The organism is Polaribacter butkevichii, assembly GCF_038024105.1.
Classification (GTDB): Bacteria; Bacteroidota; Bacteroidia; order Flavobacteriales; family Flavobacteriaceae; genus Polaribacter; species Polaribacter butkevichii.
In genome coordinates, this window is the sequence record NZ_CP150661.1 from 1,831,493 (window position 1) to 1,857,112 (window position 25,620).

Annotated in this window: 14 protein-coding genes and 1 riboswitch; of the genes, 1 reads left to right on the plus strand and 13 read right to left on the minus strand. The window is 31.5% G+C overall.

Features of this window, described 5'->3' with window-relative positions:
• Positions 1-40: 40 nt before the first annotated feature.
• Both thrA and WG951_RS07740 read right to left on the minus strand, forming a co-directional pair.
• Positions 41-3,442 (minus strand): bifunctional aspartate kinase/homoserine dehydrogenase I, encoded by a 3,402-nt coding sequence (gene thrA, locus WG951_RS07735; RefSeq protein WP_105050341.1) that lies wholly within the window; start codon positions 3,440-3,442, stop codon positions 41-43.
• 105 nt (positions 3,443-3,547) lie between these two features.
• Positions 3,548-4,822 (minus strand): O-acetylhomoserine aminocarboxypropyltransferase/cysteine synthase family protein, encoded by a 1,275-nt coding sequence (locus WG951_RS07740; protein ID WP_105050340.1) that lies wholly within the window; start codon positions 4,820-4,822, stop codon positions 3,548-3,550.
• Between the two features lie 125 nt (positions 4,823-4,947).
• Positions 4,948-5,059: riboswitch (SAM riboswitch) on the minus strand.
• Between the two features lie 452 nt (positions 5,060-5,511).
• Between WG951_RS07740 and metK the strand changes: the two genes are divergently transcribed.
• Positions 5,512-6,768 carry a methionine adenosyltransferase gene (gene metK / locus WG951_RS07745; RefSeq protein WP_105050339.1) on the plus strand — a complete coding sequence of 419 codons (1,257 nt, stop codon included), beginning with the start codon at positions 5,512-5,514 and terminating at the stop codon, positions 6,766-6,768.
• A gap of 147 nt (positions 6,769-6,915) precedes the next feature.
• Here metK and WG951_RS07750 read toward each other — a convergent pair whose 3' ends face one another.
• The 11 genes from WG951_RS07750 to WG951_RS07800 form a co-directional block, all read right to left on the minus strand.
• Positions 6,916-7,680 (minus strand): SDR family NAD(P)-dependent oxidoreductase, encoded by a 765-nt coding sequence (locus WG951_RS07750; RefSeq protein ID WP_105050338.1) that lies wholly within the window; start codon positions 7,678-7,680, stop codon positions 6,916-6,918.
• Between the two features lie 41 nt (positions 7,681-7,721).
• Positions 7,722-9,011: an MFS transporter gene (locus WG951_RS07755; protein WP_105050337.1), complete on the minus strand. Its 1,290-nt coding sequence runs from the start codon at positions 9,009-9,011 to the stop codon at positions 7,722-7,724.
• 19 nt (positions 9,012-9,030) lie between these two features.
• The gene (locus WG951_RS07760; RefSeq protein WP_105050336.1) at positions 9,031-9,732 is read right to left on the minus strand and encodes a FadR/GntR family transcriptional regulator; all 702 of its coding nucleotides are present in this window, start codon (positions 9,730-9,732) and stop codon (positions 9,031-9,033) included.
• A gap of 155 nt (positions 9,733-9,887) precedes the next feature.
• Positions 9,888-11,219 carry a RagB/SusD family nutrient uptake outer membrane protein gene (locus WG951_RS07765; RefSeq protein WP_105050335.1) on the minus strand — a complete coding sequence of 444 codons (1,332 nt, stop codon included), beginning with the start codon at positions 11,217-11,219 and terminating at the stop codon, positions 9,888-9,890.
• A 10-nt stretch (positions 11,220-11,229) separates the two neighbouring features.
• Complete coding sequence (locus WG951_RS07770; protein ID WP_105050334.1) at positions 11,230-14,406, minus strand: SusC/RagA family TonB-linked outer membrane protein; 3,177 nt, start codon at positions 14,404-14,406, stop codon at positions 11,230-11,232.
• Positions 14,407-14,863: 457 nt separating this feature from the next.
• On the minus strand, positions 14,864-16,270 hold the full coding sequence (locus tag WG951_RS07775; protein ID WP_105050333.1) for a PKD domain-containing protein: 1,407 nt from the start codon (positions 16,268-16,270) through the stop codon (positions 14,864-14,866).
• Between the two features lie 22 nt (positions 16,271-16,292).
• A complete protein-coding gene (locus WG951_RS07780; RefSeq protein ID WP_105050332.1) occupies positions 16,293-17,468 on the minus strand; it encodes a hypothetical protein in 1,176 nt (391 codons plus the stop codon).
• Between the two features lie 12 nt (positions 17,469-17,480).
• Complete coding sequence (locus tag WG951_RS07785; protein ID WP_105050331.1) at positions 17,481-19,055, minus strand: RagB/SusD family nutrient uptake outer membrane protein; 1,575 nt, start codon at positions 19,053-19,055, stop codon at positions 17,481-17,483.
• Between the two features lie 6 nt (positions 19,056-19,061).
• A complete protein-coding gene (locus tag WG951_RS07790; RefSeq protein WP_105050330.1) occupies positions 19,062-22,295 on the minus strand; it encodes a SusC/RagA family TonB-linked outer membrane protein in 3,234 nt (1,077 codons plus the stop codon).
• A gap of 276 nt (positions 22,296-22,571) precedes the next feature.
• Entirely contained in the window at positions 22,572-22,946 is a 375-nt protein-coding gene (locus WG951_RS07795) for a cupin domain-containing protein (protein ID WP_105050638.1), read from the minus strand.
• A gap of 26 nt (positions 22,947-22,972) precedes the next feature.
• On the minus strand, positions 22,973-25,252 hold the full coding sequence (locus tag WG951_RS07800) for an alginate lyase family protein (protein ID WP_105050329.1): 2,280 nt from the start codon (positions 25,250-25,252) through the stop codon (positions 22,973-22,975).
• Positions 25,253-25,620 lie beyond the last annotated feature (368 nt).

Sequence of the window (25,620 nt, forward strand, 5' to 3'; positions counted from 1 at the left end):
TGATTGACTGAATACTGCTAACTGAAAACTGCCTATTGTTTTAATTATTATGTTTTGCTAATCTTAAAATATCCCCAAAAACACCTCTTGCCGTTACACTTGCTCCCGCTCCTGCTCCCTGAATTACAATTGGTTGTTCTCCGTAAGATTCTGTATAAATTTCAAAAATGGCATCAGAACCTTTTAACGAACCCAAAGGAGTACTTTGTTCTGTAGACACTAACTTTACCTCTAAGTTACCTTTATTTTGTGATAAATCTCCACTTAATTCTCCAATATAACGTAAAACGTGATTTGGTTGTTGATTCTCTTTTAACGTTTGATATTCATCATTCAATAGTTCTAAATTACCTAAAAAATCGGCAACAGAACCACCTCTTAAATTTTCTGGAATTAAATTTTTAATTTCAACTTCATCAAATTCGTTTTCTAATTCTAACTCTCTTGCAAGAATCAGTAATTTTCTAGCGACATCATTTCCTCCTAAATCTTCTCTAGGATCTGGTTCTGTAAAACCTTTATCAATAGCTTCTTTTAATATTTCTGAAAAAGGAGCATTTTTAGCTGAAAAATTATTAAATAAATAACTTAAACTCCCAGAAAAAACACCTCTAATTTTGGTGATATTCTCTCCGGATTCATGTAACAATCTAATCGTATCAATTAAAGGCAAACCTGCACCAACATTTGTTTCGTACAAGTATTGCTTTTTGTATTCTTTTAATTTAGCTCTTACTTCTTTGTAAAAATCGAAAGACAACGTATTGGCTATCTTATTACAAGACACCAAATCGAAACCTGCCTCAATAAAAGGAATATAATTACTTACAAAATTTACACTTGCTGTATTATCTACTGCTATTAAATTTTCGAAATGATTGGCCTTTGCAAAAGCAATAATGTCATCAACATTTACATTTTCTTCTCCTTTTTCTAACAAATTCTGTTTCCAATCTTTAGAAACTCCGTCTTTTTTTAACAATACTTTTTTAGAGTTTGCTACTGCAAAAACGTTTAATTGTAGTTTTCTTCTTTCTAAAACAGATTGTGTGTTTTCTATAATTTGATCAATTAAGGTTCCTCCAACCAAACCTTTTCCAAAAACGGCAATGTTTATTTTTTTGGTCACTCCAAAAACCTGACCATGAATTACATTTACGGCTTTATGCAATTGATCTTTTCTAACCACCAAACTTACATTTTTACCTGTTACCGTATTGTTGAATAAGACAGGTACAATTTGGTTTTTAATTAAGGCATTATAAGGATGATGAAACTCACTTAAATCTTGACCAATAATAGAAATTACAGCCACATTATTTACAATTGAAATATGATTTACATCTTGCGAATAAAAATCATTTTCGAATTCTCTTTCTAAAGCCGCAACTGCTTCTTGTGCTTTATCTGCATCAATAATTAACCCAATTCCTCTTTCTGAAGAACCTTGCGCAATAATGCTAATACTAATATTCCGATCACTTAAAGTTTTAAAAATACGTGCATCAACACCAACTTTACCTAACAAACCTCTACCTTCAAAATTCAGCAAAGCAACGTTTTCTATTGTAGAAATAGATTTAATTCCCTTAGCAGATGATTCTGCCGTAATTAAAGTTCCTTTATCTTCTTTATTAAATGTATTTAAAATTCTAAGATTGATGTTTTTCTCTAATAAAGGAATAATGGTTTTTGCATGTAAAATAGTTGCTCCAAAATTGGCCAATTCATTCGCTTCTGAAAACGATAATTGTTCTATTTTTTTAGCATCTGCTACTAAATCTGGGTTGGCCGTAAAAATACCACTAACGTGTGTGTAATTCTGCAACTCATCTGCATCTAAATAATTTGCTAATAAAGCAGCTGTATAATTACTACCGTTTCTACCTAAAGTAGTGGTTTCTCCTTTTTTGTTTGATGCAATAAAACCAGAAACAATATTAATAATCTTGTCATGCTCTTTAAAATAACTAATTACATTTTCTTTAGAAACCGCTGTAATAGGTTGTGCATTTCCAAAATTTTCATCCGTAATAATTAAAGATCTAGAATCTACTGCATTTGCAGAAATTTGTTCTTTTTCTAATAAACTTGCCAATAATTTTACAGATAATAGTTCGCCTTGTGCTAAAACTTCATCTTTAATTTTCTGACTATAATCTCCCAATAAAGAAACACCTTCAAAAATGGTTTCTAATTTCGAAAATTCTTCAGAAAAATCAACAGCACTATTTGGTGCTAGTTGATATTCTTTAAACTTATCAAACTTGGTTTTATATTCTTTTTTTGATGCCGCCTTATCTAAAATAGCTTCCAACTCGTTTGTAGAATTCCCTCTTGCAGAAGCAACAACTGTAATTTTTATACCGGCTTTATATTTACTTGCAATAATTTCTATTGCATTTTCTAATCCTTTGCCATTGGCTAAAGATTTTCCTCCAAATTTTAAAACTTTCATCTTCTTTTCTCTATAATCCTTATTAAAAATAGGCTCAATAATTTTCTGTAATTGGTCATATTCCATTAAAAAAGCATCATGACCATGCACAGAGTTTATTTCATTATACGTAACATTATCTTTTGTTAATGCTAACTTTTTATGCGTTTCTCTGTTTTCTTCCGCAGTAAAAAATAAATCAGAATCTACCCCAATAATGTGAATATTAGCATTCACTTTATCTAAAATTTCAATATCTTTTTTTCCCCCAACAGTAACATCAATCGTTTTTAATAATTGATTCATTAACTTGTAAGAAGATAATTGATACCGTTCTTGCAGCTTTTTACCGTGATGCAACAACCAACTTTCTACATCAAAAATATCTGAATTATCTTTTTTAGAACGATGAAAACGCTCTTTAAAAGACTCTGGTGTTCTGTAACACAACATTGCGTGCATACGCGCATCATGTACAGGATTGCTAGAATTTACTAAAAACTGTTCTTGAATCTGGCAATTTGCAATTAACCAATCTGTAGATTTCCAATCGGTTGCAATTGGCAAAAAGTGTTTGGTTAATTGGCTATTTAAAACCATCATTTCCCAAGCAATTCCGCCTCCTAAAGACCCGCCTATTAAAGCAAATAGTTTATCAATTTTTAAAACTGATAATCCTTGTAAAAAAATTCTCGCAACATCTCTTGCTATAAAATCTTTATAATTATCAATCAAAAAACCATCAAACCCATTTCCAGGAATATTGAAAGATAAAATGGTATAAACATCGGTATTTATAGCCTTATCTTTACCAACAATATCAATCCACCAACCATTTTTACCAGCAACATCACTATTACCCGTTAATGCATGGTTAATTAAAATAATAGGAGCATCTCCTAATTCTTGACCAAAAACTTGATAACTCAAGTTCATTTCAGAAATTAAAGCACCCGTTTCTGTGGTAAAATCTTTTATTTTGATATGTTCTAGTTGATGTTTCAATTATTGGCTAAATTTTAAATTTATGTGTCTGTTAGAGCGCAGTCAAGAACTCATTTGTTCTAATACAAAAACAACCTTTCGACTGCACTCAAAGAGACCTATTTATTATATTTTTGAAAAAGCTGCTTTTAAATCTGCTTTTAAATCTTCTAAATCTTCTATACCAACAGACAATCTAATTAAATCTTGACTAACACCTGCACTTGCTTGTGCAGCCTCATCTAATTGTTGATGTGTTGTACTAGCTGGATGAATAATTAATGATTTTGTATCACCAATATTAGCTAATAAAGAAAATACTTTTGTAGTATCTGCAATTACTTTAGCTGCTTCAAAACCTCCTTTTACACCAAAAGTTACCAAACCACTTTGCCCTTTTGGCAAATATTTATCTGCTAACGTTTTGTATTTACTGCTAGCTAAACCAGGGTAATTTACCCAAGCCACCTCTTCTTGCGCTTCTAACCAAGTAGCTAATGCCAATGCATTTTCTGAATGTTGTTTAATTCTAACTGGTAAAGTCTCTAAACCTTGAATGATATTAAAAGCGTTTGTTGGACTTAAAGCTGCACCAAAATCACGTAAACCTTCTAAAATTAATTTAAAAGTAAACGCTGCTGCACCTAGAGCTTCATGATATTTTAAACCATGGTAACCTGCAGAAGGTTCTGTAAATTCTGGAAACTTACCATTTGCCCAGTTAAAAGTTCCTGCATCAATAATAGCACCTCCTAAAGACGTTCCTTGTCCGCCAATATATTTTGTTAAAGAATGAATTACAATATTTGCTCCGTGTTTAATTGGGTTTAATAATGCTGGTGTAGCCACTGTATTATCTACAATAAAAGGAACCTCAGCTGCTTTAGCCTCTACAGAAATTGCTTCTAAATCTAAAACATCTAATTTAGGATTCCCTAAAGACTCTACAAAAAATGCTCTAGTATTATCTTGAACAGCTTTTTTAAACTCTGCTGGGTTAGATGCATCTACAAACGTAGTTGTAATACCTAATCTTGGTAAGGTAACACTTAATAAATTATAGGTTCCACCATATAAACTGCTAGAAGCCACAATATGATCTCCTGCTTTTAAAAGCGTTAACAAACCTGTTGCAATTGCCCCTGTACCAGATGCAAAAACTACCGCTCCGATTCCGCCTTCTACAGCTGCCAAACGATCTTGTAAAATTTGGTTTGTTGGGTTATTTAAACGTGTGTAAATAAATCCTAATTCTTTTAATGAAAAAAGATTTGCAGCATGTTCTGAGTTGTTAAAAACATATGATGATGTTTGATAAATAGGAACTGCTCTTGTTCCTCCATTTTGTGTTACATCATGTCCTGCATGTAATGCGTTTGTTGCTAATTTGTACGTACTCATTTTTCTATTTTTTTTTGAGTTAATAAATGATTAAACCAAAAGTCAAATGCATCAACTTTGTTGATGTACTTACTAGAAAAATGTTATTAAGAAAATTGAACTTTCCAGAACAGGAAATTTCGTTTTTGTTATCTATCCAATCGTAAAAATAATTGGGTAGAATGTAGCACCTTCTTTATTGCTAAAGGGTTGCTAAGGTTTCAATGGGTCTAATCCCTCCGCCTTTCTTGATAACATTTCAATAAGTTATTGAACTTCGTGAATGCAAATATATGCTTAGAAAAATTTAATATCCAAGTAAAAATCAATTTATTTTTAAATAAATAGAAATATCACATAAAAAGACGCTGTTTTATCTTTATCAAATAAATTATAAACAGCCTGTTCTATTTTATTGATAATACCATAATAAAATATTATTATGAAAAGTTATGATATGTAAATTTATAATGTAACTTTGCAAAGAATTTAAGAGGAAAAATTTGAACTGATTGCAACCTCTGACGCAGATTTTTTTTATCTGCCGAAACAAAAAATGCTAAAGCAGTAATTTTCTACTACTTTTAGCGACCAATGCAATCTCTTTTTATTTTTCTTTATTCCTGTTTACACAGGATAGACAAATTTTAAAGAACCCTTTTTGCTATGCATTAAGGAATCATTTTTAATACTATAAAAGAAGATTTATTATGTCATATTTATTTACCTCAGAAAGTGTTTCTGAAGGACACCCAGACAAGATTGCAGATCAAATTTCTGATGCTTTAATCGATAACTTTTTAGCATTTGATAAAACAAGTAAAGTTGCTTGTGAAACAATGGTAACAACAGGTCAAGTATTTTTAGCAGGAGAAGTAAAATCTAAAACATATTTAGATGTTCAAAAAATTGCTAGAGATGTAATTAACAAAATTGGTTACACAAAAGGAGCTTATATGTTTGACGGAAACTCTTGTGGAGTTTTATCTGCCATCCACGAGCAATCTCCAGATATTAACCAAGGTGTTGATAGAGCAAACCCAGAAGATCAAGGTGCAGGAGACCAAGGAATGATGTTTGGTTACGCAACTGATGAGACAGAAAACTACATGCCTTTAGCGTTAGAATTGTCTCATAGATTATTAATTGAGCTAGCTGAACTAAGAAGAGAAAACAAAGACATCCCTTACTTAAGACCAGATGCTAAAAGTCAGGTTACTATAGAATATTCTGACGATAACGTGCCACAGAGAATTGATGCTATTGTAATTTCTACACAACATGATGATTTTGACAAGTCTGATGATGTGATGTTAGCAAAAATTAAAAAAGACATTGTTGAAATTTTAATTCCTAGAGTGGTTGCTAAATTACCTGCTCATATTCAGAAATTATTTACAGATAACATTACTTACCACATTAACCCAACAGGTGTTTTTGTAATTGGTGGACCTCATGGAGATACTGGTTTAACAGGAAGAAAAATTATTGTAGATACGTATGGAGGAAAAGGTGCACATGGTGGTGGAGCTTTTTCTGGAAAAGATCCTTCTAAAGTAGATAGATCTGGAGCCTATGCAACAAGACACATTGCTAAAAACTTGGTTGCTGCCGGACTTTGTAAAGAAGTTTTAGTACAAGTTTCTTATGCAATTGGTGTTGCTAAACCAACAAGTATTAATGTTGAAACCTATGGTACTGCAACCGTAGATTTATCTGACGGAGCAATTAGTAAAATAGTAGAATCTATTTTTGATATGCGTCCTTACTTTATTGAAAAACGTTTAAAATTAAGATCACCTATTTATTCTGAAACTGCTGCTTATGGTCACATGGGTAGAACACCAGAAGTAAAAACAGTTACATTTACAAACCCAATGGGAGAAACTATTTCTGAGGAAGTAGAAACTTTTACTTGGGAAAAACTAGATTATGTTGACGCTATAAAAGAAGCTTTTAAATTATAGAAACTTCTGTATTAAAATAAAGAAAGCCTTTAGAATTCATTTTCTAAAGGCTTTTTTGTTATCAATAATCATTTAAAAAGAAAAACCGTTTTGTAAAAAATTACAAAACGGTTTTAAATAAATGTGGAATCCCCAATAAAATTTTAATTAGATACCTAATGCTTGACCACCACCAATTTGGATAGTTTCTGCAGTAATAAAAGCAGCATCTTTACTTGCTAAGAAAGCTACAACACCTGCAACATCTTCTGGTTGCCCTAATCTACCTAACATAATGCTATTAGCCCAAGAAGCAAACACTTCTGGTTTAGTAGCTTTAATTTGAGCATGGAAAGGAGTATCAATTGTACCCGGAGATACTGCGTTTACTCTAATACCATATTCTGCTAAATCTTTTGCCAAAGCTCTTGTTATTGCATGTACACCTGCTTTAGATGTTCCATAAATTCCAGCTCCTGGTCCACCTGCATTCCAAGCTGCGTTAGATGTATAGTTTATGATAGATGCATTTTCACTTTTCTTTAAAAATGGAATTGCTGCTCTAGATGCAAAAAATGCAGAATCAAGGTTTAAAGCCATAACAAATCTGTAAAATTCAGTAGTCATTTCTTCAAATCTAGATCTACCACCTAAACCACCAGCGTTGTTAACTAAAACATCAATTTTACCATATTTCTCACCAATCTTAGTAATGTTTGCTGTTACTTCTTCATCTTTAGTAACGTCAAAACCATAATACTCAGCAGTAATTCCTTCTGCAGTTAATTCCTTAACTCTTTCAGCTCCTGCTTCATCTTCAATACCGTTTAAAATTACAGTATAACCATCTTTTCCTAATCTTTTTGCAACTGCAAAACCTATTCCTCCTGTAGCTCCTGTAATTACAGCAACTTTATTTTCTATTTTACTCATGACTTTATATTATAATTATTGTTTTTATTAATTTTTATTCTTTATTCTTCTACTGATTTTATTTCTCGTGCGAAATAATAAATGGCTCCTAAACCTAATGGCACAAATGCAGCAATAGCAACAAATATTGGCGTGTAAGAAAATTTTTCTTGAATTATTGGCACTAAAAAGTTCATCAATATTACAGAAAACACACCAACCATACCTGCTAAACCAGCTAATGATCCTACAGATTTACCGCTAAATAAATCACTTGGTAATGTTTGTACGTTACCAATTGCAAACTGAAAACCAAATAATACAAAAAATACAATTGCAACAAAACGCTCTGGCGAATCACCAAATAACACTGTAGCAACTAAGCCTAAGAACATGATAACTCCACCAATTAATATTGTTAATTTTCGTCCTCTATCAATTGAATTTGTTTTTGATATAATTTGTCCTGAGACATATCCACCTGCAATACTACCTAGAGCAGCACCTACATAAGGCACCCAAGCAAACATACCCACTTCTTTTACATTAAAACCGTAAACATCTGCCAAGTAAAGAGGCATCCAACCTACAAATAACCACCAAATTGGTTCTAAAAAGAAACGCCCTACAACAATTGCCCAAGATTCTCTATGAGAAAGAATTTCTTTTAAGCTTTTACCTTTTGTATCTGCTGTTGCATTTTGATCTGCTTGACTTTGACCTTCTGAAATATATTTTTGTTCTTCTGGAGTAATCCAAGGGTGTTTTTTTGGTCCTGCTTTATTAATTAATAACCAAGGAATAATCCAAAGTAAACCAAAAGACCCCACTACCATAAAACTAGTTCTCCAACCAAAAGCAACATATAATGTAGCAATAAATGGCGGCGCAATTACCGAACCAATAGAAGCACCGGCATTAAATAATCCTTGTGCAATGGCACGTTCTTTAATAGGAAACCATTCTGCATTACTTTTAACTCCCCCTGGCCAGTTACCAGCTTCAGAAAGACCTAATGTACTTCTAAAGAATGTAAGCCCTACAATACCACGAACAGTAGAGTGAAGAAAAGAAGATAGCCCCCAAACACCAATACTAATTACATAACCAATTCTTGTTCCAACTTTATCAAATAGTTTACCAGAAAATAATTGTCCTAGTGCATAAAACACCATGAAAATATTTAAAATTAAACCATAATCACTTTTTGTAAGGTCTAATGAACCAGAGATTGAATTTGGCTGGTCATTACTTCCCCACATAATTGCTAATGCACTTCTATCAATATAATTGATTACAGTTGCTATAAAGATAAGTCCTATAATAAACCACCTTAATCCTTTTACTTTCATATTTATATACTTATTTATGTTAGACGTTATAACAATACATATAGAGCTCTTTAAAATGCTCTTTCATTTTTTGTTTTGCTAGTTGAGGATTCTTTTCTTTGATGGCATCAAAAATAGCTTGATGATCACTGATTCCTCTTTGTGCTAAGTCTGCATCACACACATGATGTTTCTTGAAATTTGTAATAATTTCTGGCGTAATAATTAGCATAAACGTATTCATTGTGCTATTACCACTTGCTTTTGCAATTGCTAAATGAAACAATAAATCTTCTTGTACAGCATCTTCTCCGTTTATTACTTTTGTTTTATATGCTTCAAGTGCTTCATTCAATTTAAGCAAATCGCCTTCAGTTCTTCTTAAAGCAGCTAATCTTGATGTTTTTAATTCTAATAATATTCTTGTTTCAACAAGAGATTTAAATTCTGGTTCATCTAACCTTATAATGTCTTCAATCATTCCGTTTAAGGCAGTAACACCTATATTGGCTACAAAAGTTCCACTTTGTGGTCTAGATTTTAACAAACCATAAAACTCTAATCTATGAATTGCCTCTCTTACATTACTTCTACTTACATTAAATTTTTCGGAAAGCATTCTTTCAGAGGGTAACTTGTCTCCCGGTTCTAAATTTTTATAATTAATTAAATCCCGGATACCAATAATAATTTCCTTTTGAACCTTTTGATTTTCATTTTTTGTAAGCACTTCTAACTTCATATTCTAGATTTTTAATAATAGAACTGGTTAACCAGTTTGACGGCGTAAATATATAAAAAACAAATCTCTTTTGTTGAACTTAATGACATACATAAATTGTATTTTAATTTTGCTGGTAAAAAATACCAGCAAAATTAAATACTTTGTTAACTACTCTAGTAACCAGTGTTTTGCGTAATTACTCCACGTGTTGCTAAAATTTCAGAAACAGGAATCGGAAACAATAAATAATTAGGATCTGTAAAACCTAATACAGACTGTGCTGTACCTGTTCTAACTAAATCAAACCATCTATGACCTTCAAAAGCCAATTCTAATCTTCTTTCATTTGCAATTGCTGTTCTAACTGCTTCTTTAGTTATTGCTGTAGAATTTGTTAAACCTGCTCTTTTTCTAATTTTATTTAATTGATTTAATGCTGCTGTTATTGCCACAGGAGTACTTCCATTTTCATTTAAAGCTTCTGCATACAATAAAATAACATCTGCTAATCTTATTTCAATCCAATCATGTTCTGGTCCTAAATCTCCCTCTTTTGGAAACTTTATCGCTGTTTTTCCATCTGCACTAAGAGTTACTTCTCTTCTTAAATCTGTATTACCACTAGCATCACTGGCATCAAAAGCTGCAATTAAATCTGGATCTACTGGATAATCTGATTTTGGATCATCACCAACAAACCAGTTCCAAAAGTTAGAAGCAGGAGAATACTCATCTTCTATAGAGCTAGATACTTGTGTAGAAAATATAATTTCTGAATTACCAATTTCATTTGCTGCTCCAAAAATATCTTTAAAGTTTTCTTTTAAGCTAATACCAGCACTTTCTGCACCATTTACAACAGCTGCAAGATGTGGCTCTGCACTAACATAATTTCCCATAGTAGCATATACTTTACCTAATAAAGCTTGCGCTGCAAATTTAGATGCTCTACCTTCTACTATTGTTGCATCTAATGCCATTGCATCTGTTAAATCTGGAATAATTACATTATTATAAATATCTATAGCAGGCTGTCTTACTAAGATAGAAGTATCTGTTGTACTTGGAGTTGCAGATAAATTTACAGTAACTGCTCCAAAAACTTTTACCAACTTAAAGTATGCTAAGGCTCTTAAAAATTTTGCTTCTCTTACTTCTGTTGCGTTAGTAGAGTTTTCAATTACATTATTAGCACTTAATATCGTTTTATATGAAGCTGCGTAAAAAGGTCTAAAGAATTGATCTTCCATAGTCGTTAAATTAGGACCATAAGTATCAAACTCTGTGTATGGAGCTTCGAACATAAATGCATTGTCTGCTCTAAAATCTCCCATAATTGCTAACGGAGTAACAGTACCTAATTGATAGAAATATGCTGCATTTAAAACCCCATCATAATCTGTTAATGAATCTGCACCGGCTAAATTTGGTGGTGTTTGATCTAAATCTGTCGAACATGCTGTTATAAAAAGCATTGACAAAATTAATATATATATTTTTTTCATTTTTTTTTAATTAAAAGTTAACATTTAAACCTATAGTAAAACTTCTTACAATTGGACTTGCACCTACTTGAGCACCAGATGTTGTTGGCCCTAAATAATCACTTCCTGCAGTTTGTATACCTTCTGGGTTATAAGAAGTATAATTGTCTGCCATAAAGTAAAGTAAGTTTGTAGCTGCACCATATAATCTTACAGAGCTTAAACCTATTTTACTAGTAATTTCATCTTTAATTGTATAACCAATAGTTAAGTTTCTTAATGCAATATAAGATGCATCTTGTATCGCTGCGTCTGTTTGATTTCTATTTGCTTCATAATGCATTCCATTATGATCTGCAATTCCATCATTGTTAGCATCAAAGCTATCTACTAATCTTCCTCCCCATTGAGAACCATAATAAAGTGGGTCTACATTATAAACTTCTGCACCATGAGATCCTTGAAATTGTAAGGACATATCCCAATCTTTATAGCTTAAATTATGCGTCATACCCCAATAAAAATCTGGTGTATTTTGTCCTATTTTAACTAAATCACCTCCATCTTCAACAGACCTTGTTCTATCAATTACACCATCATTATTCTGATCTACAACATAAGATTCTCCTGACTGATTGTTAGGGCTTCTTGTTCCATCTTCTAAATATAGCATTTCAACTTCTCCTGTAGTTTCTAATCCCCACATTTCACCAATTTCTCCACCTACATAATTTCTAAAAACAGCACCTCTACCACTTTGCCCGTAAACTTGTTGAGGTAATTCATCTAAACCACCTAAGTCTGTAATTTCTGTACTAACAGTAGATAAGTTAGCTCCCATACTCCATGAAAAATTATCATTGCTTAATATTTTTGCTGATAATTCAAATTCAACTCCAGAACTTCTTACATCTCCAGAATTAAGTACTACAGATGAAGTACCTAATACTTCAGAAACACTTTGGTTTATTAAGATATCTTTAATATCAGATGTATAATAATCTACACCAAACGTAAAACGATTGTTTAAAAATCCAAAATCAACACCAAAATTTGTTTCTGTATTTGTTTGCCAAGTTAAATCTGCATTAGCAACATTTTCTGGGATTAAAAATCCTGTACCATATATTGTTGCTGATGGGTCTAAAAGACTTAATGCATCATAAGAACCTAAGAAAGACGTTGTTCCTAAAGAACCTGTACTAAATCTTAATTTTAATTTACTTAATGTTTCGCTATCTTGTAAAAAAGATTCTTTATGTACATTCCAACCTAAAGATACAGCAGGAAAAACAGCATATTGCTTATTAGCTCCAAAACGAGAATCCCCATCTCTTCTAACAGATACAGAAGCTAAATATTTATCATCATAAGCATAAGTAACTCTACCAAAAACACTCTCTCTAGCTCTAGTTTCATCTCTTTCTGTTACCGTGATATCTGCTGGATTAAAAAGATTGTAATTAAGAATAGCATTGTCTGGTACATTAGCACCATCTAAACGAGTACCTTTAAATTTTGTTGTTTGAAACTCGATACCTGCAACGGCAGAAATATCATGCTTTCCAATTTCTTTTACATAACTTAAAGTAGTTTCACTTAAAACAGATGTTACCTTTAAATCTACTTGATCTCTGAAAGTTTGTGCAGATCTTGCTCTAGAATCAAACCCAATTAATCTGTGATCATAAGTTTGCGTATCTTTATAATCGCCACCTAATACTGTTTTAACTTTTAAACCTTCTATAATTTGATATTCTAAATAAGAACTTACGTTACCAAAAAATGTTTTTTCCCAACTTTCTGTATTGTCTAACTTTGCTGCAGGTCCTGCATCACCAGACCCTCCAATACCGTTATTTGATCTTCCATAATGCCAATCTTGAGCTGCCATACCTGGCTCTAAAGCATAAATACTATTTGCTTCATAACCAGAACCTCTATAACCTTTATCAAAACCATCAAGACCTAAAGCTTGTGCTTTCGTATCTAAATCTTGTACAAATGCAATAGATTCTGCAGTATGATAGATAGGATATACAGGTGTAGCTCTTAATAAATCTCTCATATCATGACCTAAAATATCTCTTTTAGAGGTAAAACCGTTAAAACTTATTCCTGCTTTAAATTTATCTCCTAATTTAGCATCTACATTTAAACGTGCATTTAATCTCTCGAAACCTTGAGTAATTACAACCCCTTCTGCATCTTGATACCCAATTGAAGCAAAAACACTAATGTCTTCAGAACCTCCACTTACACTAAAATCGTGACTGTTTGTAGATCCGTTTTGAAAAAGCCAATCTTCTGGACTTATAGCTCCTGGTGAATTTTCGTAAGCACTTAATCTATACTCTACAAATTCTGGATCAATTTGAGATAAATCCCATTTACCTGCAGCAATTTGTTCTCTAGAAAATGCAGCCCATTCTGGACCTGATTTAAGTATATTATCTCTATACTTACTAGATATACTTGTGTAAGCATTATAGCTAAATTTAGCTTTACCAGATTTTCCTTTTTTAGTTGTAATTAAAACCACACCATTTGCACCTCTAGAACCATAAATTGCAGCTGAAGCCGCATCTTTTAAGATTTCTAAACTTTTAATATCGTTTGAATTAACAGATTCTAAACCTCCTGAAATAGGAAATCCATCTACAACGATTAATGGGTTAGAGTTACCAGAAATAGATGAAGATGCTCTAATTTTAATTTTTGGAGCAGCTCCTGGAGAACCATCTTGGTTTTGAATTAACACACCTGCTAATTTACCCGCTAATGCATCATCTACACGAGCAGCCTGTACAGCAGCAACATCTTCTCCTCCTATTTTAGAAACAGAACCTGTTAAATGGCTTTTTTTACTAGTACCGTAACCAACTACTACGATTTCGTCTAACAAACTAGCATCTTCAGTTAAGACAATGTTAATAGTTTTTTGACCTGTAAAAGTTACTTTTTTAGAAGTAAACCCTAAATAAGAAAACTCTAATTCCTGACCCGATTTTACTTTTAATTGGTAATTACCATCAAAATCGGTACTTGTTCCTGTTGTTGTCCCTAAAATAATAATGTTGGCACCTAAAATCGGCTCACCATCTGTCTTGGACGTAACACTTCCTTTTACCATAATGCTTTCTTGCGCATAATTAATTGCACTTAAGAAAAGCATTGCAATAAATACTAACTTAATTTTTAAGTTCATAGTTAATTGTTTTGAATTGTTTTGAATTAATACATTAATCTTTAATTATAATGAGATCTAATAGAACATCTTAAATATAAATACTGCTACACTTACTACTTAATGTTTTATTGTTCTACAGAATCTCAAAACAAAATTTCTGGTTAACCAAATTGGTTGACCAAATTGGTTGACCAAATATATGCTTTTTTTTGAAATAAAAAAACTATTTGTTAATTATTTCATAAAAGACTAATTACTAAAGTAAAATAGCCATTATATAAAATTGGATATAAAAAATAAAGAGGGTAAAAAAAAGGAATGAGTTTAAATCTTTTTTTCAAAAAAAAATTACACACATTATAATTTTTATAATGTGTGTAATTTATATTTTATAGACATGTAATTGCCTATACTTATTTTATTATTTAAGGCAATATAAATTACACTTAAAATAATATAACATTCATTCTAAGAGTTAAAAACCAGGTGTAGTAATACTAATATCATCTAAATACACCTCACTAGAACTACTAATTCCACTAAATGGTACAGCATAAAACACTGCTGTTTCTGTAGTTGCTTTAAAAGTAAAAGTATATTCTTTGTATTTATTATCATTTCCTGAAACAACATAAACAGCATCACTATTACCAGTTAAATCACTTTCATCAGAAACCTCATTATTAAGCATATATATTGTAAAATCATCTGTAGTTTCTGTTCTAACAAACATAGAAATAGTATACTCTACTCCAACCTCAACCTTAAAAGGTTGATATGCTCTACGTTCTGCTCCACTAAACTTTAAAGCATGTGTACCAGTATTTTCTGATGTTGTAATACCTGCCGCCTTAATACCTGCATTAGATTTAAGATCTGAATTAGACCAAGCATACGGACTTTCTTGACCGTTTTTAAATTTAGAAGGAGGAACTGGTTCCCAAGCGTCATTATTATCATCTTTATGATAAACACCTGGTACCCATTCATCTATAGTACCATTCAAAATTACAGCTGCAAAGGTAGCATCTACACCTCCAACTGGCACTCCTTGAGTTATACTTTGAGAAACACCAGCTTCATTAGTTGTTGTTAAAGTTACATTATAAGTTCCTTTTGTTGCATAAGTATGTTTAGGGTTTAATTCTGTTGAAGACGTTCCATCTCCAAAATCCCAACTATAAGACACCGCAAATAAAGAAGCATCTGTAAATTGAACCTCTAAACTATTAACATCAAAAGTAAAATCTGGCACTGTAGACAACACCAATCCTTCTATATTTTTAGAAACTGAAACTTCTACATCTAAAAAAGTAGTTACCGTTAAAGTAGCTACAAATGTATCTGCGGTTTTATAAATGTAAGCAGGATTATAATCTGCATCTAACTCTGTATCTTCAGATTCCCATGTTACTGTTTCACCATCTCCAAAACTCCAAACTAATGATTTTGCACCAGAAGTTAAATTTTCGAAAGTTACTTTAGAATCTACACTTGTAAAGTTAAAATCTACAAAAACCGGTGCAACTATAGATGAATCTACAGCAACCAAACCATCTGTACTTGTAGTGGTTAATTTTACTTTATACTCACCACCTTTTGCATAGGTATAATCTGGATTTGCCTCTGTAGATGAGGTTCCGTCTCCAAAATCCCACAAATAAGAAGCTGCATCTGTAGAATAACTTCTAAACACCATGGTTAAATTATCGTTTGCATCTGTACTTGTAGTAAAAAGCGTGCTAGGTTGAATGTTATTTATGTTTCCTGTTGGTGGCACAAATTCTTCGTACCCATTATCATAACAAGACACAAAACCTAAAAGTATAAAAGATAGTGCCAAAACACTTCTATTAAATTTTTTAATAAATTTATAAATCATAATATCTAATTTTAGATTTAAATTATTGTTTAACTATTATATCAAATGAATCTATTCTTATTTCATCATTTTTATTTCGTCCATAAATGATAACAGTTTCATTGTCTCCTGCCTCAAATGTAATTGCGTGTTTTTTAAAAACATCTGCAACTCTACCTGAACCAGTATCCGTTCTAGACGCAATAATGTTCTCTGCTAACAAAGATTCTGTATAAGAACCCGTTGTAGGCACTAAAACAGATACTGTCATTTCTCCGTCTGCACTATCTAAATTAAATGCACTAAAATAAGTTAACACATAAGTTGCCCCTGGTGTAACTTCTATTTCTTGATACATAGATCTTGTACCGTCTGAAGGAAATTTAGCTGCCTGTGTACCTTCTGGTAAAATTCCTTCTGATTTAGTGTTGATTTGAAAAACAGAACCCCATAATGAAGAACTAGGTGCTCTCCAAGAATCTCTACCATCTCCACTTCCATCAAACAAACTATTGTCTTCAAAACCAGGCTCTCCTATTTCTGGTACTGCAATTGTAGGTACTGCTTGATTAACGGTTATTAATTTTTCTGTATATGCAGATTTACCAAGGTTATCTGTTACAGTTAAACCAACTGTATACTCTCCTGGTTCTGGAAATGAAAAAATTAATTCTTGATCTTGCAATGTTGCATCTACTAATTCATCAATTTGAGTTTCTAAACCTGCTACAATTTGTGCTGATTCTTCTGAAACCTCATCTTTAGCCAATTGCAATTGAACTTGTAAGTCTGCTATTTGCGCTTCTAAAACATCAATTTTATCTTGATTTGCTTCGCAAGGTATTTTAAACTCTAGTTTTGCAATTTCTTTTTCTAATGCCACAACCGAAGCTAACTCTGCATCTATTGATTGCTTTAAAATAGGTAAATCTTTATTGATTAAAGTAACTCCTTCTGAAGGAGTTACTGACCAATCATAATGTGTACCGTTTACTGCTAAATTAGAACCTGCTTGAAAATTGAATTCGTACTTAGCCCATAACTCAACATCACTACAATCAAATTCTGAAGTGGTTACGTCTGTTACAGTATAAAAAGGCGTTGGATTTGTAAAATCTTCTAAATCTCCAACTCCAGGTAAATCATCATTAACACAAGAGGCTAGAGATAAGAATGTCCCTAACACAATATATTTTAATTTAAACAAATGTTTTTTCATAATTATGCGTTTTTAGTATCCACTATTCTGTGAATAAAAATTAGGTAAATTGTCTATTTCTCTTTGAGGAAATGGAAGGTATTTTTTTGGACTTGTATAGTTTAAACTGTTTTCTGTAGAAAATTTTGTTAAAACCTCATCAGCAACACCAAACCTTACCAAATCATATAAACGTTGATTTTCATATACAAATTCAACCCTTCTTTCATCTAACAACTGTTGTTTTGTTAAGTTGGCAACTTCTTCTAAACCTGCTCTAAATCTAACTTCATTAAAAGCTTCAATTGCTCTAGAATCTGTAGTACTATCATTGTTTCCCATTATTGCTTCCGCATATAACAACAACACATCTGCATATCTTAAAACAATCCAATCATTGTCTCCTATTTCTCCGTCTGTAGGAAATTTAGCATTAAAAGTATCATTTGTAATGTTTGTAGGGTCATAAGATAAAGCATCAATACTTGCATAAAATCTTACGGGTTGTAATTCTGGATTCATAACCTCTAAGAAATCTAAAGTTGCAATATTTACACCGTTAGATGGTCCTTGCAAAGTCATAGCAAAACTATGTGATTCAGAATCTGTTTCCACTTGGTCATTTAAACCACTATCACTAGTTACATAATTATCACTACTTACTAAGTCATAAGCGATAGAAAATATTACTTCGTTATTAATTTCAAATCCTGCATTGTTAGACCAAGATCCATCTAATACTCCGTCTGTGTATCCATCAGAAATTTGATTTCCGAATACATGACCATAATCTATAATTAGGTTTGCGTAATATTCTTGATCCGTTAAAACATCTGTGTTACCATCAAAATCTGCAGCATTACTTCGCTCTGTATACAATAAATTATATCCATAAGTACCATTGTTTTCTACAACAGATGCTAATAAAAGCTCTGCTTCAGAATAATTTGGATTCGGTTGACTTAAATATGCTTTAGCTGCTAAACAAATTGCTGCTCCTTTAGAGGGTCTATATCTATTTCTAGGCGCATCGTTTAAATAAGCTATAGAAGTTTTAAAATCATTTATAATTTTTTCATAAACCTCTGCCTCAGGCAATTGAGGATAATCTAATGCTTCTTCACTTGTAATATCTAAAACCTTGTCTATAAAAGGTACGTTTTGGTACGCTCTTACTAAATTAAAATGACATAAAGCTCTCATAAAATAAGCCTCACCAACAGTATATTGCTGACTTTCTGGAGCCAAAAATCGGTTATCGATAATAGTATTTGCATGTTTAATGGCATGCATATTATTAGAATAATATGTTGCAACATCTCCATTATTTGGATCTACATTATAAGCACTAATTGCAGGGAAATTTCCGTTTTCTGAATTTGCTCTTACATTATCTGATCTTAACTCTGTTAATAAGAATTCATTTGCAGGAATTTTTTGATAAGCATCTAAAACTCCGTTAGACAATGCTATAAAACCATCATCAGTTTGCAGTAATTCTTCTAGAGAAAGCGCCGTAGGGTTACTAAGGTCTAGTTCTGTTTCACAGCTTGTTAGCAAAGCCATAAAAGAAAAACAAACTATTATATTTTTATATATATTTTTCATAATTGATTAAAATTGAAAGTTAATACCTGCAGAAATTGTTTTAACCACGGGACCATCTCCTCTTTGATAACCTGCGGTTAACGGAGTATTTGCGTTATCTGATGTTTGACCAGCTGCTTCTGGATTAAATCCTTCATATCCTTTAGCTGTAAAGAATAATAAGTTTTCTCCTGTTAAATAAAATCTTAATTTATCAAAATTATATTTTGAAGATAATGATTCTGGTAAAGTATATCCTATTGTTAAATTTCTTAAAGCTACAAAAGAAGCATCTTGTATGTGATCATCTGTAAATCTTCTATGAACCGTCATATCTTTATCCGGAAAATTAGAAACTTCATTTACTGCAGATTCACTCTCAAAATATAATTGATCTAAATCTGCTACTCTTACTTCTGCACCATGAGATCCTTGAACTTGAAAAGAGAAATCAAAATCATATAACGTAAAATCAGAATTAAATCCCCATTCGAAATCTGGATACGGACTACCTAACTCTGTTCTATCATCATCATCAATTACACCATCACCATTTAAATCTTTTACATATACATCTGCATATTTATTGTTAAATCTATTAAAAGGATTGTCTACCCATTCTAACGGAATTTCTTTATCATATACCCATCCATAAAAAGAAGTAATTGGTTGCCCAACTTTAGCAATAAACTCTGTAGGTCTTGTATCTTGATCTATTCTAGAAATAATTTGCTCATTATTACCTAAACTTTCTACGGTATTTCTATTTAAAGAAAATTGTCCAGATGCACTCCAACGAAAGTTTTCATTAGAAATAATTCTAGAACTTAATTCTAGCTCTACACCTTCATTTTTTACCTCACCAAGATTTTGCAACCAGTTATCTGTACCATAAGTAGCAGAAGTAGGTGCAAATAATAATAAATCTTCACTTGTTCTTGTATAATAATCTGCTGTTAAGCTTAAGAAACCTCCTCTACCAAATCTAACATCGATACCTGGGTTAAATTCTTTTAATTTTTCCCAACCAAGAATTTGGTTTGCCAAAGTAATTCCCTTAACACCAGTACTACCATTATAACTAACAGTACTAAATGCTTCTTCAAATCTGTATAAAGATTCAAAAATATTACTAGATATTTGATTCGATCCAGAAACCCCATAACTAGCTCTAATTTTAAGAGATGAAACGATATCATTTGATGGAAAAAACTTTTCGTTAGTTACTACCCAACCTAAAGATGCTGCTGGAAAAAATCCTGTTCTAGAATTTGGACCAAATCTTGTACTTGCATCACTTCTTACCGATAGTTGAAATAAGTATTTTTCATCATAATTATAATCTAATCTTCCAAAATACGAAACAAGTTTTTCGCTTGCGTTATCGGTATAAGTAGTACCACCATCTGCAACTGCAATATTATTATTAAAGTCGTTGGTATATCCTACTGCTTCAGATTCTTGTCTGTAATTATCACTCTGCATATATTCGAATCCAATAACTGGACTAAAGTTATGTTTTCCGATAGTTTTCTTATATCTAAGAAGCGATTCAAATGTATATTGATTTAACTCATCTCTTCTTTCTAATCTATAAGCTTCTTGATCTCTATTTTCTTGACCATATAAATAGTCTGCTTCGTTAGATTTATTATGTCTAAAAACTCCAGATACCGTTTGTTTAAAATGAAGATCGTCTGCCAATTCAAATTCTATATAAGAAGACGCGTTTAAGCTTAATTTCTTTTTGGTTCTAGATCTTTCTAAAAAGTGTACTAATGGGTGTACGTTTTTAGTTGTAGACAAAGTTAAACCTCCAGAAGTTAAAGGGCTAACTGTTGGTAAACCTGTATTAGGATCTCTTGCAATTGCTCTAGGATTGTTTGGATCTACTGTAAAAACATGATCGAAAGCTCTAGAAAAACCATAACTACCAACACCTAAGTTTTCAAATAATTTTCCTGCATCAGTAGAAACACCAACATCGGTAGAAAAATTAGTTACATATTTTAAATGCTCTTCATTTAAATATAAAGGCACATGCCCCATTTGTCTTAATGGATCTGTAAATCTAGCTGGTAACTTTTTTTGATCGTTATAATTTACACGAATACTAGCCCCGTACTTAATTTTTTTATTTTTTGATTTACTGTCTATTTTTACCCTAACATTATATTTATTAAAATTATCTGTTAGTGCAATACCTTCATCTTCTAAATACCCTAAAGAAGCAGAATAACTTGTTAATTCAGACCCACCTCTTACTGCAAAAGAATGACTCTTTGTAAAACCACCATCAAAAACTTCGTCTTGTAGGTTTCTTTCTCCACCTCCTAATGATGCAATAAAATCCATAGCTTCTAACTCTGCATAAGCTGTATTATAATCGCCAATAATTCTACTATAGTTAATACTGTTTGGAGAAATTGCATCTACTGTACTTTGTAAACCATCTAATCTAGATCTTTCTTGAGCGATGGTTGTATTAAAGTTGTCGTTATTATCTGCATATCTATACCCTATATAAGTATTGTAAGAGAATCTTGTTTTACCAGCTATCCCTTTTTTAAGGGTTACTAATATTACCCCATTTGCACCACGAGAACCGTAAATAGCAACAGAAGAAGCATCTTTTAAAACACTTATAGACTCTATATTATTATTATCTATAGAACCTAAAATATCAGAATCTGTACCTAAAATAACACCATCAACCACAATTAAAGGAGAAGATGAACCAGTAACAGAACCAGGTCCTCTTAAAGTAATTTTAGGATCTCCACCTGCTTCTGAAGATACTACTTGAATTCTTAAACCTGCAACTCTACCTTTAAGAGCATCCTCTACACGAGATACTGCTTGGTTTTGAAGATCGTCTCCAGAAACCTTTGTTAAAGCACTTGTTACATTTTTTTGTTTTTGATTACCGTAACCAACCACAACAATTTCATCTAAAATATTAGAATCTTCTTCTAGTGCTACGTTAATTGTTTTTTGATTTGTAAAAGTTACCGTTTTAGTTTTGAAACCTAAGTAAGAAAACTGAATAACATCTCCAGGTTTAACGCTAATTTTATAATTACCATCAAAATCTGTACTTGTTCCTTTTATAGTTCCTACAAGGATAATATTGGCTCCTAAAATGGGCTCACTATCCGTTTTAGACATAACATTACCTGTAACTGTAACACTTTCTTGTGCAAAATTTACCGCACTAAAAAGAAGCATTGCAATAAATACTAGTGTAATTTTTAAGTTCATTATTAATTGTTTTGAATTATTTTTCTTTAAAAAACATTTAATTTTCAAAAAAAGTCAATCTCCTTTTTAAATTAAATACTGCTAAATTTAAGTATCTATACACTATCATTTATTCCATAAAAATCTCTTTAACAGGAACAAAAACAGCTATTAGTATATCTACTTTTTTACATGCTGCATCACAAAATACATGAGGCGGAAAATCAACTGAATTTCCATATTCAAATAAAACTATTTTAACCTCTTGTAATGGCTAGCAGATTTTTCTTAATGATTCTATGCCTTATCTCCAAAATAAGATGGGCCTTCACCTGTTAAGAAATCTTCTCTTACCGGACTAAATGTATCTATTAATTGTCCTGCTTCTAAACAAACTGCACTGTGCAATAAATTAGGCTCTATGTAAACACCATCTCCTGCTTCTACAATTTTCTTTTCTCCATCAATTTCAAATTCGAATTTACCAGATACACAGTAAGTAGCTTGCGTATGAAAATGTTGATGTGGTGCACCTAATGCTCCTTTATCAAATTTTACACTTACCATCATAATTTGATTATCGTAACCTAAGAATTTTCTTGATACTCCACCTCCAAGTTCTTCCCATTCTAATTCTTTTGAAATAACATATTTGTCACTGAATCTATTCATTTTTCCCATTTTATTTTATTTTAAATTTATTTGTAATAATAAGAACCTACCCAAGTAAAATTCTTGTTGTTGATTTTTAAAGTATGTTTTGCTTCTTTAGAAGCATTTGTATTTGCTGTTATAAATAGTTTTGTATTACCTTTTAGAGTTGTAATAGAAATTACAGTATAGTCTACAGTATCTAAAACCACTTTTATTTCTTTAATATTACTTTTAGAGTTAATTGCTGATTCTGAAACAGGACTATAACTACCATGCGCCTCTATTGTTGATACAAAAAGTGTGTTTTTGGTGTTTTTTCTCCTTAGCATTATTGCAGCTTCTCTTCGTAAATTAAAATCTGGGTCATTAGCACCAATTCTTGTAAAAAGTATTTCATCTTTAGCATTAGAAATAGTTGATAAAGTATAAAACTTACCTTTATTTAACCAAGAGAATTTAGCGTTGCTTTCTTTAGATTTACCATTACCTTCTAGATATAAATGTTGATATCCATTTTTACTCCCTAAAGGTTTTAATGTTTTTGGTATGGTATACTCGAAATTAGTATTTAAAACCTGACCTAAAAAATAATATGGAAAATCGTACTGATTTGCTTTATCAGAGCTTACTTTCATAATATCTAATACGTAAGGTTTTTCGAAATCTTCATCCTTAATAACCGCTACCGTTCTTTGCATATCTGTACCAGGATAGGTGTTGGTTACTTTTGCACTTGATGCTTGTACATTTTTGTTATCCGAAGAAAAATAATGCAAGTCTGGATGATTTTGACTTCCTACTTCATATTTACCACCATAATGAGAAGTTTCATTTTGGGTTACAGTATTATGCGCAATGGTTTGTTTTGCCCAAGTTTTGTTTTCTTTTAAATAATTTCCACCACCTTTTTGTTCAATATTTACAAAACGAGCTAAACCATAATCCTGAATAACTTCATCTCCTTTTTCGTATAATGAGTATGATAATTTATCATAATGACCATGACTAGAACCTTGTGATGCATATTTAAAAACAAGCTCAATATCTTCGTTTCTTAAAATGGCTACACCACCTTGTTTACCTTCTGGTCCGTCAGATAAATTAATAGACTTTTTTTCGAAAGGTTTTGCTTTTCCATTTTTTATTCCCAATGCCACAGCTAAACCAGAATCGTCTAATAAAACTTTATTTTGCTCTGATGCAATTGTTAATAAACCCGCATCTTGTTTACCAAAATAATAAGAAATATCTACCGCAGTAACCAAAGCATCGTTGTAATAAGACATCCCTTTTTGACCATCATTCAATGGAAAAAAATCTCCATCTGCATCAGATAAATTTAAAAGTGCATTAATCGATTTTAAAAGCACTCCTTCTTTATATTCAAAAATCTTTAACTCTGGCTTTACGTTATGTAAACCTTCTGCAAAAACTAAAAAAGGATACATAGCATAACGTTGATAATAAGGCCCTTCATTATAATATCCGTCAGGAGAAAAAGGTTCTTCTATATTTGCTAAAAAACCTGCTTTACCATTTTTATTTAAAAAACCACCATCATCATCTTTTTCTTTGGTATCTAATTTTAAATCTTTAATTCCGTACAAAGCACGATCAATTAATTCTGCATCATTCATAACCAAACCAATCATACCAACCGCTGCATTACCCCAAGTACTATGATTGTGAACTCTTTGGTAAAACTGAGGACTATCTACAGAAATATGATCTGCAAAGGGTTTAAATAAGTTTGTTTCTAATTTATTGCGTTCTTCTTCTGACAAATAATTATACACACAATCATAAGCTTGACTTACATAAACCAACCAGTTTGCATCGTTTAAACATTGCCAAAACAACTTACCTCTTGCATACGATCTTGTTTTTGGGTGCAATGGTAAAGTTTTATACATCGCTTCATATTGCATTAACATGTCTTTTACATACTTTGCATATTTTTCGTCATTTAAAATTTGATATAAAACACCTGCTTTCTGTAATACTATCATGTTACGTTTATGACGAACATGTGTATAACCACCAGAATAATCTAAAGGTATTGGAGTCTCTATTCCCAAGGCAATTTCTGCGTCTATTTCTTCTTTAACCGCTTTTAATGTATTATCAAAAACAGGAATAGTACCTAATTGCGCTCTAATATCTTTAACTCCTTGTGCCGTTAAAATTAAATTAGGATGTTGGTTTGAAGTTGAAGTAGCCTTTTTGCTATCTGAAACAGTCGTTGTTTCTTTATTGCATGAAAACATTGTAAAAACAATGATTACAAGTGCAAAATTTAATAGTATGTGCTGTTTTAATTTCATGTTTATTTTTTAGCAATAATTTTTATATCTTTTTATCAATTTCTTATCTTAACCAAGTATTTTTTGCTTTTTGTAACACAAAATTTGCTAAATCTATAAAGCAACCAATTGCTACATATATTACAAAAAACTTATTACTCTAATGTATTTACCTTTTCTAAATCATTTTTAGAGTTAAATTCCAATAAACCTACTCAAAAAAAACTATAATAATTGATGATAAATCTATTAACTACAGCATAAATATTAAATTGGTTTACCAAATTGGTTTACCAAATATATGCTTATTTGATATTTTAACAAAATAATAAGATAGAAATAAATGGATTTAACATAAATAAGCTTGTAAAAAGTAACTTTTAATAAAA